Origin of the sequence: Mediterraneibacter catenae (assembly GCF_008691045.1) — a bacterium.
Lineage (GTDB): Bacteria > Bacillota > Clostridia > Lachnospirales > Lachnospiraceae > Mediterraneibacter > Mediterraneibacter ornithocaccae.
In genome coordinates this window covers 1-13569 of record NZ_VMSO01000005.1, presented here as the reverse complement: position 1 = coordinate 13569, position 13569 = coordinate 1, and the positions used below count along the sequence as shown (strand labels likewise).

The following is a 13569-nucleotide window of genomic DNA, read 5'->3' as shown; positions in this document are numbered from 1 at the left end:
TTTCCTCTTGGAGAAGAAAGGATGTAAGATCATACATGAAACGTATTCATATCAGGAAACCTGATATCAAAGGATTTTTTACTAAAGTCAGAAATCTGAAAAAAGAAGATATCAAGCGTCATTTCAAGGAGAAGAAAGAGCGCAGGCAGCGCATACTGGAAGAACGGCGGAACAGTAAGTTCGCGAAGAAAATGCAGCCGGTCTATAAGTGGATGAACAGGCTCTCCCTGCCGCTCCACTTCCTTCTTGCATGTGTGATCAACTTCCTGATCGAGACTATATCCCGTCTGTCTCCTTTTGAGGCGTGGGATTACATGACAGGAACACCTCTTGTGTTCCTGTATAATTCGTTTATGATATTTGCGACATTCTCCATCGTATATCTGGTGAGAAGGAGAGTGTTTGCCCGAATACTGGTCAGTGTGTTCTGGGTGGTTTTAGGTATCTGTAACGGATATCTCCTCACTAAGAGAGTGACGCCGTTCAATGCGCAGGACCTGAAAGCAATGTCGGAAGCACTGGCGGTGATGAACAGCTACTTCAATGCTTTTGAGCTTGTTATGATCATTATCGGCGTGGTGGCCCTTATTTTCTGGGTTGTTTCCATGTGGAGAAGAGGCGGGCAGTTTACGGGAAAGATGCACAGGTTTATTGCCCTGTGCGGCGTCGGAGTCTCATTTGCTGCATGCCTGTGGCTGACAGATGTGGCCATAGATAAACGTGTAATCTCGAATTACTTCGGGAATATTGCTTTTGCCTATGAAGACTACGGCTTCCCGTACTGTTTTTCTGCCAGCCTGTTCAATACGGGTATCAATGAGCCGGCAGGCTACAGTGAAGAGACGATGAATGAGATCACGGATAACGGGAAACTGACTCAGAGCAGTACCGGACTTTCGGAGGACGAGGTGCCTAATATTATGTTTGTGCAGCTGGAGTCTTTCTTCGATCCGACGGAAGTGGAGTGGCTCAGGTTCTCCGAGGATCCGATCCCGAACTTAAGGAAACTGTTTGACGAATATTCCAGCGGGTATTTTAAAGTGCCTTCCGTGGGAGCCGGAACAGCCAACACAGAGTTTGAAGTCCTTACCGGCATGAGCATGCGTTTCTTCGGACCGGGAGAATATCCGTATAAGACTTACGCGAAGTTTAACCAGATGGAGAGTGCTGCCAGCGCGCTGAAAGCCCTCGGCTACGGTGCAGAGGCGCTGCACAATAACGGTGGTAATTTCTACAGCCGCGCACAGGTTTTTAACAAGATGGGGTTTGACCATTATACGAGCAAGGAGTTCATGAATATCCTTCAGACTACGCCGAAAGGCTGGGCGACAGATGATATCCTCGTGCCGAATATCATGGAATCTATGGATACGACAGAAGGTCAGGATTTTGTCTTTACGATAAGTGTGGAGGGGCATGGAGAATATCCGACAGAAAAGGTCCTTGAAGATCCAGAGATCGTTGTAAGCGGTGTCGAGGACGAAGGAGAGAGAAATGCCTGGGAGTATTATGTCAATCTTGTCCATGAAATGGATAAATTCGCGGGTGAGCTGATCGAGGCGGTAGAGTCCAGAAATGAACCTACAGTGCTTGTGTTCTACGGGGACCACCTCCCGACCATGAACCTTGAAGCGAAAGATCTTAAGAGCAGATACCTCTACAATACAAACTATGTGATCTGGGATAATATCGGGCTGGAGAAACAGGACGAGAACATAGCGGCATATCAGATCATGGCAGAAGTGTTCGAACGTCTGGACATTCATTCCGGCACAGTGTTTAATTATCATCAGCAGCGCCGTGAAACAAAGAATTATCTGGCGGATCTGGAGCTGCTCCAGTATGATATGATGTACGGCGACCAGTATGTGTATGGCGATTCCGGCATGCCTGTTCCCGAGGAGCATATGGTCATGGGTGTTAAAGACGCAGAAATCTCCCAGATGGTCGTGCAGGCTGACGGAACGACTTACAGTATTTACGGTGACAACTTCACGAAGCAGAGCAAAGTCTATATCAACGGAGAGAAGCAGACGACAACATTCCTGAATAATACAAGACTGGATCTGAAAGAATCCGAGATCAACGATGGCGACACAGTCATGGTGGCGCAGGTTGGTTCAAGTAATACAATATTCAGGGAGTCGAAGACATACGAATATAACAATGGAACCCTGACCGAGCTTCCGGCAGATCCGGAAGCGCCGCAGAACGGACGTCAGGCGTTTGTAGAGCAGGAAGAAGAACAGGAAGAATGACATACGAAGAAGCAGTAAAGTATATACTGGAAATTCCTAAATTTACAAAGAAGAATGATGCGGTACACACGAAGACCTTTCTGAAATATCTCGGCGACCCACAGGATGGCCTGAAGGTGATCCATGTGGCGGGAACTAACGGAAAAGGTTCCGTGTGTGCGTATCTTGACGGGATGCTCCGTTCGGAGGAAAAACGGACGGGGCTTTTCACTTCCCCCCACCTGGTTAAGATCAATGAGCGTATCGTCGTTGACGGCAGCCCGATCGATGATGAGTCTTTCAGAGAAAACTTTGAAAAGGTACTGGGGGCTGTGAAAGCCATGGATGAGAGCAATCTCTCTCATCCGACTTTTTTTGAATTCCTTCTTGGAATGGCGTTGTGTGCATTCCGCGAAGCGGGAGTGGAGTATGCGATCCTTGAGACAGGGCTTGGCGGAAGGCTGGATGCGACCAGTGCTGTTGAGACGCCTCTGGTCTGCGCGATCACTTCCATCGGGTACGACCACATGCAGTATCTGGGAGATACTCTGGCGCAGATCGCGTCGGAGAAGGCCGGGATCATCCGTCCGGGCGTGCCTGTATTTTACGCCGGATCCTCGGTCGAAAGCGACAGCGTCATTGAAAAGGCAGCGCAGAAAAACAGAAGCTTCTGTAAAAAAATCGGGAAAGATGCGTACGAAATTCTCGGAATAAAGGACAAACATATTGCATTTTCCTGCTCCAGTGCTTATTATGGAAATACCACGTGGGAATTAAACAATACGGGAATATATCAGCCGGGCAATGCCATGCTGGCCATGGAAGTGATGAGACATCTCTTTGGAGAAAACGCTCACACGGCGCGGTGGAGAAAAGTCCTGTCCGGGTTGAAATGGGCCGGCAGGATGGAAGAAGTCCTTCCGGAAGTGTACGTGGACGGAGCTCATAATATAAGTGCAGTCGAGGCATTTATTCAGAGCATTCCGCAGGATGAGACCGGGAATATGATATTATTTTCTGCGGTGAAAGACAAAGAATATGAGAAGATGGCGGCCGTACTGTGCAGGGATCTGAGGGCTGACTTATATGTGGTGACGCATATCGACGATTCCCGCGGAACAGGGGCAGAGCGGCTGGGGGCTGTTTTCAGGAAATATACGGAAAAGCCCGTTGTAGTGAAAGAATCTGCAAGAGAAGCTTTTGTGTGGGCGCTTGAACATAAGGACAGCCGCAGACTGTACTGTCTCGGCTCACTCTACCTGACGGGCATGATAGAGGAATTGATTCAGGAGGTAAAGTCAGATGCTGAATTACGAAGAGGAATTAAAGAAGTTTAAACCAAGTCTTGAAGTCGAGGAAATTGAAGATGCAGTTTATCAGGAAGACCTGTCGGATATGACAGATCTTTTAAAACAAGTCATGGATCAGAATAAATAAGATACAGAATGGTGGGTATAAATGGATTACACGAAGAAGATCGTATATCAGTCTAATTACTGGTATAACGACGGCTTGCGCAAGGCTCAGATCAGGGACATGTCCGGTGCGATCGTCTCGCTGCGGCGCAGCCTGCAGTTCAACAGGGAAAATATTGCGGCGAGGAATCTTCTGGGGCTTGTCTATTACGGGATCGGTGAGGTGCCGGAGGCACTGGTGGAATGGATTATCAGCAAGAATCTGCGTTCTTATAATAATATAGCGGATTATTATATCAACACAGTACAGGCATCCGCAAAGGAACTTGAGACGATCAATCTGGCAATCAAGAAATATAACCAGTGTCTGGGCTACTGTCAGCAGAACGGGGAGGATCTGGCGATTATCCAGCTGAAGCAGGTGGTGGCATCGCATCCAAGCTTTTTAAAGGCGCATCAGCTCCTGGCTCTTCTTTATCTGCATACCGGACAGTATACGCGCGCACGTCAGATGGTACGGCAGGCGAGAAAGCTGGATACCGGAAATGAGCTGACATTGAAATATATGCATGAGCTCACACATCAGAGAGGTAAACAGCGGCGCAGAGCCGGGAAAAAGAAAGAGGATGCAGTAGAGTACAGCCTCGGAAACGAGACAATCATTCAGCCAAAGCACTCCCGAGTCAAAGCCATGGCAAGCCATCTGGCGGTGGCAAATATTTTTATCGGAGCTGCGATCGGAGCGGCAGTTATATGGTTTCTCGTGGCACCTGCCGCAAACCAGTCGGAAACAGACAGGCTGAATAATCAGATGCGGGACTACAGCGAGCAGATAAAGACACTGGAAGCTCAGGTCAGTGCTCAGACAAGGACACTGGATAATTACCGGGCATCCGGAGAAGAAGTAGAAGCAGATACAAATCAGGCCCAGACGACACGTGACAGTTACGAGAGCCTTATGACAGTAAGCGAACAGTATAATTCGGGAGAATACAGTTATACGACGATGGCGGATTCTCTGATCGGCATCAACAGAGACTCTCTTGGCGAGAGCGGGCAGTCGAGATATGATGAGCTGACGGATGCGATCTATCCAAGCGCATGCGAGACGAATTTCTCTACGGGTACAGAAGCATTAAATGCGGGAAATTATCAGGGAGCTGTCGATGCATTTTATAAAGTTGTCCGTATGAATGCAGGATATAACAACGGACAGGCGCTTTTTAATCTTGCGCAGGCATATAGGGGTAATGGCGATAATGAAAATGCTATTACATATTTCCAGAGGGTTGTGGATGAATATGCAGACTCGGATTACGCTGAGGAGGCACAGACAAATCTGGACAGTCTTTCGTCGGCCGCAGACAGCAGTTCATCAGATGACGGGAGCACGGACAGCAGTTCGTCAGGAGACAGTTCTTCGAATGAGGGACAGTAAACCGGATAAACACGTAACAGTTATATTAAGATACGAATGAAAAGGGATGTACCGGATGGTATGTCCCTTTTTACTCGGCCAAATTACAGAAACTGGGACCGGGTGGCTGATAAAAACGAGGAGGAGTAGTATGAAATATCAGGTTCAGGAGAACTGTCTGACGATTTATCTGCCCCGCGAGGTGGATCACCACAATGCGGAGGAGATCAAGAGGGAGGCAGATGCCGTGATCGACAGAAACCACATTAAATATGTGATCTTTGATTTTGAGATGACGGACTTTATGGACAGTTCGGGAATAGGGGTTATCATGGGAAGATATAAGACTGTCAGTCTGATCGGCGGAGAAGTGTGGGCGGTCCACACAAATGCAAGGATCAAAAAGATACTGACACTTTCAGGGGTGACGAAAATAATGCAGATCTATGAGGAGGAAAGAGCATGAAAAATACGAATGAAATGGAGATCAGATTCGACAGCCGTTCGGAAAATGAAGGATTTGCCAGAGTGGCGGTGGCGTCATTTATGACCCAGCTTAATCCTACAGTAGAAGAAGTGGCAGATGTTAAGACCGCTGTGTCAGAGGCGGTGACAAATGCGATCATACACGGATATGCAAATGAAGTGCATAAAGTATCTATCCGGTGCAGGATATCAGAAAATGTGCTTACAGTAGAAGTCAGTGACAGCGGCAGAGGAATAGAAGATGTACAGAAAGCAATGCAGCCGATGTTTACGACAATGCCGGAACAGGACCGTTCAGGCATGGGATTTGCGTTCATGGAGGCTTTCATGGACAGCGTGGAAGTGGAGTCTGAACCGGGAAAAGGCACCCGCGTGAAGATGAAGAAGACCGTCGGAAAAGGAAGGGAGATATGGACCACACAATCGCTTTGATCAGGAGATCACACGACGGGGATAAAGAGGCGAGAGAACAGCTTGTAGAGGAGAATATCGGGCTGATCTGGTGCGTTGTGAAGCGTTTCGGCGGACGCGGGGTGGAGACGGAGGACCTCTTTCAGATCGGAAGTATCGGTCTGCTCAAAGCGATCGATAAGTTTGATCTGTCTTATGATGTGAAATTTTCCACTTATGCGGTCCCTATGATCTCCGGAGAGATCAAGCGGTTCCTGCGGGACGACGGAATGATCAAGGTCAGCCGCTCTTTAAAAGAACTCTCCTGGAAAAGTCTGAAGGCCGGAGAGCGGCTCACGGACAGACTGGGCAGGGAGCCTACAATGGACGAGCTCTCAGAAGAGCTGGGAGTAGAGAAAGAGGAACTGGTGCAGGCGATGGAGGCAGGGGGAGAAGTGGATTCCCTCTACCGTCCGATCCACCAGAAAGAAGGAAGTGAGATCCGTCTGTTGGACAAGATTGAAGAAAAGGAAAAAAGTGAGGACAAGATCCTGGACCGGATCGTATTAAAACAGCTGCTGGAGTCTCTGGATCCGCAGGAGAGGCGGCTCATATGGCTGCGTTATTTTGCCGACCGGACACAGTCCGATGTGGGAAAGATCATGGGAATCTCTCAGGTACAGGTATCAAGGATGGAAAAGAAGATCATGGAGAATCTTAAAAAGAGAGGCTCATAAATTCTGAGAAAACATGCGGTAAAATATTTTAAGATGCATAATTTTTCCGCAAACCCGAATACTAATCCACAGAAAGGACAGGTGGATACAATGGATGACGGAAAGAAAAAGATATGGATCTGCCTTCTCGTTGTTGTTCTGGCGGCAGTTGTGATCGGTGTCCTGTATTATTTCAGCGTGCCGTCAGAGAACGGCAGTGAGGGATTCCTGATCCGGGTGCAGGATTGCAGAGGTGTGACTCTGCTGTCAGAGGAGGAAAGAGCGGATGGCATCTGACAGTAAAATTCTATATATCAAAGGGGACAGGGATGTAGAAGTCACGAAGCCCGATGTAACGCTGGGGGATCTCCTGAGTATGGAATGCACTGACAAACTGATGCTTGCCAAAATCAAAACGCTCAGGATTGTGAAGTTTAAGAAAAGCGGGAGACAGAGATGTGTGGTCTCAGTGCTTAAGATCATATCCTGCATCCATGAGAAATTCCCGGGGGCTGATGTCCAGAATCTGGGAGAGGCGGATATTATCGTGACTTATGAAGACCAGAAGACGCCGGCACTTGCCTGGCATATCATAAAGACTGTGTTTGTGGCTGCGGTGACATTTTTCGGGGCGGCTTTTTCAATCATGGCATTCAATAATGATGTAGATGTGACGAAGCTTTTCGGGCAGATGCACGAGCTTGTCACCGGCCAGGATGCAGGCAGATTCACGATACTGGAGATAACATACTCTGTCGGGATCACAGCCGGTATCCTGATCTTTTTTAATCATTTCGGCAGGAAACGATTCACTGTAGATCCTACGCCGATGGAGATACAGATGAGGCTGTATGAAAATGATATCCAGACGACACTGATCGAAGATGCAGAACGGAAAGGAGAAGAGATCGATGTGGGCACAACAGGTACTTCTGGCAGTAATCGGACTTAGCGCCGGGGTCGCCGTGGCGGGCGGCCTTTTTTCTTTTATTGTGGAACTGGGAGTGATCGCGGATTTTGCAGACCGGACGCACACGGCGGATCAGATCCTCTTCTATGAGGACTGTACGGCGCTCGGAGGCATTCTGGGTAATCTGGTCTATGTCTTTCAGATCGGGATACCTGCGGGAGACTGGGGACTCGCTGTATTCGGCATATTCGGAGGGATATTCGTAGGATGCTGGGCAATGGCGCTGGCTGAGATCCTTAATGTATTTCCAGTCTTTATGCGGCGTGCGCGCATCGTACGTTATATCTCCGTATTTGTCATCAGTCTGGCTTTGGGTAAAGGATTCGGAGCCTGTGTACATCTGTTTCAGGGATGGTAAATGTAATAAAACTTTCATAAAATGTATTTACGAAAATTTTACTTACATTTTATCGATTCGTGATTTCACCAATATCTTCATCTCGTTATAATAGGCACTGTAGTTAAAGCAGTTCATCAGATGGCTGAACTGTTAATGATAAGAACAAGAGAGTAATGGAGGAGATAATCATGAATCCGCAAAACAAGATTTCACAGTCACAGAAACTTATGGTGTTTGTCCTTTCTATGTCACTTTACGGACTGGCGACTTTGTTTACAGAGCTGATCCCGTCCTTCCAGGTGGGAATCGTGGAGTTCTCAGTTGAGTACTTCCTGTTTATCCCGCTGACACTGGCGATGCTCTTTGATCCGCTTTCCGCGGGCTTAGGCGCAGCGACCGGCGAGCTCGTATTCAGCGAGATCATGCTGGGGCAGTTCGGGGGCTTAGGCGAACTGGAGAAATTCCTCACAGTGACGATCGGCGTCTATGTCGCAGGCCGCCTTGTGAAGAACCCGAGAAACCGCGCGGCAGTAGCAGGCGCTTCTATCTTTGGTGTATTCCTTCAGCTCTTCATGGGAACTGTGGTAGATATCCTGAAAGTGCAGTTTGCAGTGGAAGACTTCGAGGCTGTCGCGGGACTTCCGGAAAGTGTATTTGCCACAGAAGGATTCGCCTGTCTCAACGATCTTCTGTTTTCCGGCATCCTCTTCTGTATGCTGCCGACCATGTTCCTTGTACCGAAGCTCTACGGTAAGATCGAGCCGCTGCTCGGCATGAAACCGCGTGACGAGAAGACCATGACAGGAAGCGCGCTTTCTGCAAAGTCTATCGGGCTTTGTCTCGCAGGATTTGTTGTTGCGATCGTGGCACAGCTCCTGGCAAAAGGCGGATATGCACTGATCGACTGGGAAGCTGCATGGGCTGAGAGCACGACGGCGATCATTGTTGCGATCGTCGCAGCAGTTGTAGTGGCGCTGATCGTGATCGGCGTGATCCGCAGCAGAGCCAGGAGCAGACAGTCAGCATAAGTAACGTATCAAGAACACGAGATAACAGGAAGGTGCCCGCAAGTGAGTATTATAGAGATCAGAAATCTTACATTTACATACCCGGGGGCATCAGAGCCGACATTAAAAAATGCATCAGCAGAGATTGAAAAAGGGGATTTCCTTGCAATCGTTGGAAACAACGGCTGCGGGAAATCTACTCTTTGTAAGACACTAAACGGCCTGATCCCCCATTTTATCGTCGGGGACATGGACGGCGACGTCCTCATCGACGGAATGAACACGAAAGAGCAGGAGATCGGTACACTTGCCCGCAAGGTCGGGTATGTGTATCAGGATTTTGAGAACCAGATCGTCTGTCCGACTGTACTGGAAGACGTGTCCTATGCGTGCCTCAATTATGCCATGCCGGACTATGAGGAGAAAGGCAGGGAAGCACTGAAGGTCTGTGGATTGTCATCTAAGACCGGTGATTATGTATGGCAGCTCTCCGGAGGACAGAAGCATCTGCTCGCCCTTGCGGGAACTGCGGCTTTAAGCCCTGATATCCTGATCCTTGACGAACCTATTGCACAGCTTGATCCCGCCCATGCGGATGGAATCTATGATGTGTTAAAAGAGCTGAATGAGAAATACGGCAAGACGATCATCGTGATCGAACATCACACAGACTATATCGTAAAATACTGCAGACATGTCATGCTCCTAAAAGACGGAACCGTGCAGTGGACTCTGCCGGCAAAGGAGGCCATGCGCCGCACGGAGGAGCTGCAGGCATGCAACATATTCCCGCCGCAGGTAGCGATCGCGACAGAACGGATGATCGACGGCGGCCTTCTCCCGAAAGAGCCGTTCCTTAAAAGAGACCAGGTGCTTCCGGTAGATGTAGAGGAGGGAATGCATGTATTTACGCCTTATCTGAAAAATAAAGGACCGGCCTGCAAACAGACGGTGACAAGACAGAAGCAGAGAGACGCGATCATCGACTTTAAAAATGTGACGGTAAAATACCGTGCAGTCAAAGGAGAGCCGCCGAAGATCTTTGATGACTTTTCCCTTCAGATCGGAAAAGGAGAGAAGATCGCGCTGATCGGGTCCAACGGAGCCGGCAAGTCTACCATGCTTAAACTCATGATGGGCCTGATCCGCCCGGAGTCCGGGCAGGTGCTCCTAAACGGAAGGCCGACGGCGGATCTTCCCAAGGAAGAACTGGGGCGCAGCATCTCGATAGTCTATCAGAACCCGGAGGAGATGTTTATCAAAGACTCTATCCGCAAGGATATCGAGTATGCCATGATGGTGAGAAAGGTCGAAGATTATCAGAAGAGGACGGATGAACTGCTCGAGATGTTCCGTCTTACGGATCTGCAGGACCGTGACGGCAGGCTGCTCTCGGGCGGGCAGATGCGGCGGGCATCCCTTGCCATCGGTATCGCTCTTCAGCCGGAGATCCTGCTCCTTGACGAACCTACGGCGAACCTGGATATCGCTACGAGGCGGGAGATCATGAAGACGCTTCAGCTCCTCAAAGGGGTTACGGACACTGTTGTCATCGCCACACACGATATGCAGCTTGTGTGCGACTGGGCGGAACGCCTGATCGTACTTTCTGCGGGATATGTGATCGCGGACGGAACAAAAGAGGAAATCTTTGCCGATATGTATGTGCGTCAGCAGGTGGGGATACGCCCGCCGCAGATCTATGATATGGGAAGGACTCTCGGTATTGAGAATCCGTGCTTTACGATCGATGAATTCATGGAATATTTCCGGGGGTAAGAGATATGCGTAAACTTTCAGAAAATATATTAGATAAAATATCCATTGATTTCCTGAGAAATCAGGTGCTCAAAAATGCATATGGAAACGATGACACGGTGATCGCAAAACTGGACCCGCGCATCCTGCTCGTCTGGTACCTGTTTTTCGGACTTGTCCCGTGGTTCTTAAACGATGTGGTGCTTCTGCTGGGGATCTTTGTGTTTGTAGCGCTTACCACGAGAGCGGCGAAGATCGCTCCGCTTGTTCTGTTTCTGTTCTGCGTGGGCGTCTTTTCACAGACCGGTTATCTCTTTATCGTGGCGCTCTTCTTCGGAGGAAACACAGAGACGATCGCCCCGCTCCTTGTAATGACGCTGAAGGTGGCGGTCGTATCGCTTGCATCGATCACGGTGTTCTCCGGGCTTGACCCGGACCGTCTGGCCAACGGACTGCTCTGGTACGGCTGCCCGGGACAGCTCTCATTCAGTATATCTTTTGCTTACCGCATTCTGCCGGTACTGATGGAAGAGTTCCAGAATATCCTCCTGTCCTACCGTCTCAGAGGCAATCCGCCCCACAAAAACGGTTTGATCGGAAAAATCCGGTATCTCGGATATCAGGTCAAGATGATCATACAGGCTTTCTACCCGCTGATGCTCAATACAGCAAAACGCTCCAGAACTACGGTAGAGGCACTGGAACTTCGGGGATACCGGTATTCGATCCAGAATCCGGAGGTAAAGAAGATGAAGTTATCAATGCTGAAAGTCACGCAGGCAGATATCATTTTTTTATGCATCTCGGCGGCGTGGGTAGGCGCAAGCATCGGGCTGTCTGTCGCACTATAACAGGAGGATGAGAACATGAAAATTGATTTTCACACACACGGGAAACTGGCCAAGAAGCTTCCCTTTTCAAAAGAATATACGGACTGGCTCTTTGGCGAAGCACAGAAGACAGGTCTGGATGCCCTCTGTCTGACAGAGCATTTTAATACGCTGGGATTTCAGGAAGTATACCGGTACATATCCGGACGCTGCACAAGAGAAGGTGATTCCCTGGTGACAGAGAGCGGATTCCGAATCTTCCCGGGTATGGAGACGGACATCGCTGAGGGCGGCCACACGCTGATCATCGGGCCGATGGAGTGCATCCTGGAGATGAACCGGCGGCTGGAACCGAATAAAGAGAAAGGTAAATTCCTGCCTTTTGAAAAACTCGCGGAAATGGTGGAAGAGTATCCGGTGATTTTCGGCGCGGGGCATCCCTACAGAGAGGGAGGGCACATTCCGGAACTTCCGGATGACATGCTGAAGAAATTTTTCTTCCTCGATGTGAACGGAAAAGACCTGGCGCGAGACTGCGACGGCACATGGGAGAAGATGAGGGCGCTCTCCCGCAGACTGGACCGTCCGCTCGTAGCAGGCAGCGACACACACCAGTCCTTCCAGTATGGATGTGTCTGGAATGAATTCAGCCGGACCGTCGATACGGTACGGGATCTGGCAGCGGAGATCACAAAAGGTGCGTATGAGATCCGGATGTCTGATGCGCTCGGCTTTAAAGTAGAGTCAGCGGGAATCTTAAAACGTGCGCTAAAAGAAATCGACGCGCTGGGCGGAGATTACGTATCTGTACTGTTAAAAGGTGCGGAGATATGAGGAAACCAGTTCGACCATCAGGAAAGGCTGGAATGAATTATGCTTGCATAAGGTTCATTTCGGCCTTTTCCTGATGAGGCGAGCGCCAGTACATGAGTAAAGAAGCGGCAGAGCCGCGGTAAGCACGTTAGTGCGGCTTTACGAATGGCGCGGTCGAACGACCATCAGGAAGGTATTTAAACGGAGATCCTACCTTGGGATCTCCGTTTTATAATGCTCTTTTAATCTGTACAGGCTGTCGAGCTGTCCGGATGAGGTTTCCTTAAGCTTTGCTCCGAGCATTACCACAAGGGCGTCGAGAAGGGCGGCGGGAGCTGCCATGGAATGGTATTCTGAGGGCTCGCCCCGAAAAACATACAGAGGGATTACCGTTTCATGATCCAGTGAATGATAGAGACGGCTTGTGAAGAAGATGCATTTGTAATGTATTTTTTTCTGATAATCGAGAAGCACCGATGCTTCCTTTGGCGTCTTCTGAAATCCGAAGAGGATCACAAGGTCTTTTTCAGTAAAGAAATTCATATATTCAAAGAGCTCTGAACTGCCGGCGGGGAGAAGGATCACTCTTCTGCCAAAGCGGTTCAGTCGGAATTTGAGCAGATCAGCCATGGACACAGAGGCACCTTTGGCGTACACGTAGATCGTTTCAGCATCCAGGATCGCGTCCGCAGCATTATCCAGAATTTTATCATCAAGAAATTCCAGTGTCCTTTCGATACAATACTGCTGACGCCGGAGAAATCCGTCAGGCGTAGAAGCAGACTCGTTTCCCAGAGTAGAACTTAACTTTCCTGCCGGAGGATTCTCTTCGGACACATGCTGCAGGACGGCATTTTTCAGCTCCTTGAAATCCGCATATCCGCAATGCCTTGCAAAGCGCGAAACAGTCGGTTCCGAACTGCCGATGCATCGCGCGACTTCCCCGATACTCCTGCGGATGAACTCCTGCGGACTGGCAATAATATACTCGATAATTTTCTTCTCTGTTTTTGTAAAATGGACGTCGGACTTTACAAAATATATATCAGTCATAAAGAAACTCCTTTGCTGTGTATCTATGGCTAAGATGAATTATACCACTAAAAAGTAAAACGTAGATGCAAACTATGTAAAATTAAAATAATCATATTTATTTACTTTATGTACAGTGACAAATACGGTGTAATTCG

Annotated in this window: 15 protein-coding genes; 14 read left to right on the top strand and 1 reads right to left on the bottom strand. The window is 48.9% G+C overall.

Annotated elements, in window-relative coordinates; all coding sequences use genetic code 11:
- Positions 1 to 35: 35 nt before the first annotated feature.
- The 14 genes from FNY66_RS05355 (at position 36) to FNY66_RS05295 (ending at position 12400) form a co-directional block, all read left to right on the top strand.
- On the top strand, positions 36 to 2258 hold the full coding sequence (locus tag FNY66_RS05355; protein ID WP_150310506.1) for an LTA synthase family protein: 2223 nt from the start codon (positions 36 to 38) through the stop codon (positions 2256 to 2258).
- Positions 2255 to 3574, top strand: coding sequence for a bifunctional folylpolyglutamate synthase/dihydrofolate synthase (locus tag FNY66_RS05350; protein ID WP_150310505.1), 1320 nt, complete (start codon positions 2255 to 2257; stop codon positions 3572 to 3574). Before FNY66_RS05355 ends, FNY66_RS05350 begins: the two co-directional genes overlap by 4 nt.
- The gene (locus FNY66_RS15910; RefSeq protein ID WP_267872924.1) at positions 3540 to 3674 is read left to right on the top strand and encodes a hypothetical protein; all 135 of its coding nucleotides are present in this window, start codon (positions 3540 to 3542) and stop codon (positions 3672 to 3674) included. The genes FNY66_RS05350 and FNY66_RS15910 overlap by 35 nt, the downstream gene beginning before the upstream one ends.
- A gap of 21 nt (positions 3675 to 3695) precedes the next feature.
- Positions 3696 to 5090: a tetratricopeptide repeat protein gene (locus FNY66_RS05345; protein ID WP_087151567.1), complete on the top strand. Its 1395-nt coding sequence runs from the start codon at positions 3696 to 3698 to the stop codon at positions 5088 to 5090.
- Between the two features lie 130 nt (positions 5091 to 5220).
- Complete coding sequence (locus FNY66_RS05340; protein ID WP_087151568.1) at positions 5221 to 5535, top strand: STAS domain-containing protein; 315 nt, start codon at positions 5221 to 5223, stop codon at positions 5533 to 5535.
- Entirely contained in the window at positions 5532 to 5987 is a 456-nt protein-coding gene (spoIIAB, locus tag FNY66_RS05335) for an anti-sigma F factor (protein WP_150310504.1), read from the top strand. The genes FNY66_RS05340 and spoIIAB overlap by 4 nt, the downstream gene beginning before the upstream one ends.
- Positions 5966 to 6682, top strand: a complete 717-nt coding sequence (sigF, locus tag FNY66_RS05330) for an RNA polymerase sporulation sigma factor SigF (RefSeq protein ID WP_087151570.1) — start codon at positions 5966 to 5968, stop codon at positions 6680 to 6682. Before spoIIAB ends, sigF begins: the two co-directional genes overlap by 22 nt.
- Positions 6683 to 6772: 90 nt before the next feature.
- On the top strand, positions 6773 to 6958 hold the full coding sequence (locus FNY66_RS05325; RefSeq protein ID WP_087151571.1) for a hypothetical protein: 186 nt from the start codon (positions 6773 to 6775) through the stop codon (positions 6956 to 6958).
- The gene (locus FNY66_RS05320; RefSeq protein WP_087151572.1) at positions 6948 to 7613 is read left to right on the top strand and encodes a stage V sporulation protein AA; all 666 of its coding nucleotides are present in this window, start codon (positions 6948 to 6950) and stop codon (positions 7611 to 7613) included. Before FNY66_RS05325 ends, FNY66_RS05320 begins: the two co-directional genes overlap by 11 nt.
- On the top strand, positions 7573 to 7989 hold the full coding sequence (locus FNY66_RS05315) for a stage V sporulation protein AB (protein WP_150310503.1): 417 nt from the start codon (positions 7573 to 7575) through the stop codon (positions 7987 to 7989). Before FNY66_RS05320 ends, FNY66_RS05315 begins: the two co-directional genes overlap by 41 nt.
- Before the next feature lie 170 nt (positions 7990 to 8159).
- Positions 8160 to 8999, top strand: coding sequence for a cell division protein FtsQ (locus FNY66_RS05310; protein WP_150310502.1), 840 nt, complete (start codon positions 8160 to 8162; stop codon positions 8997 to 8999).
- A gap of 42 nt (positions 9000 to 9041) precedes the next feature.
- Positions 9042 to 10757 carry an ABC transporter ATP-binding protein gene (locus FNY66_RS05305; RefSeq protein ID WP_087151575.1) on the top strand — a complete coding sequence of 572 codons (1716 nt, stop codon included), beginning with the start codon at positions 9042 to 9044 and terminating at the stop codon, positions 10755 to 10757.
- A 5-nt stretch (positions 10758 to 10762) separates the two neighbouring features.
- Positions 10763 to 11587: an energy-coupling factor transporter transmembrane component T family protein gene (locus tag FNY66_RS05300; RefSeq protein WP_150310501.1), complete on the top strand. Its 825-nt coding sequence runs from the start codon at positions 10763 to 10765 to the stop codon at positions 11585 to 11587.
- Positions 11588 to 11602: 15 nt separating this feature from the next.
- Positions 11603 to 12400 carry a PHP-associated domain-containing protein gene (locus FNY66_RS05295; protein WP_150310500.1) on the top strand — a complete coding sequence of 266 codons (798 nt, stop codon included), beginning with the start codon at positions 11603 to 11605 and terminating at the stop codon, positions 12398 to 12400.
- A gap of 189 nt (positions 12401 to 12589) precedes the next feature.
- Here FNY66_RS05295 and FNY66_RS05290 read toward each other — a convergent pair whose 3' ends face one another.
- Complete coding sequence (locus FNY66_RS05290; protein WP_087151578.1) at positions 12590 to 13432, bottom strand: MurR/RpiR family transcriptional regulator; 843 nt, start codon at positions 13430 to 13432, stop codon at positions 12590 to 12592.
- Positions 13433 to 13569: the final 137 nt, after the last annotated feature.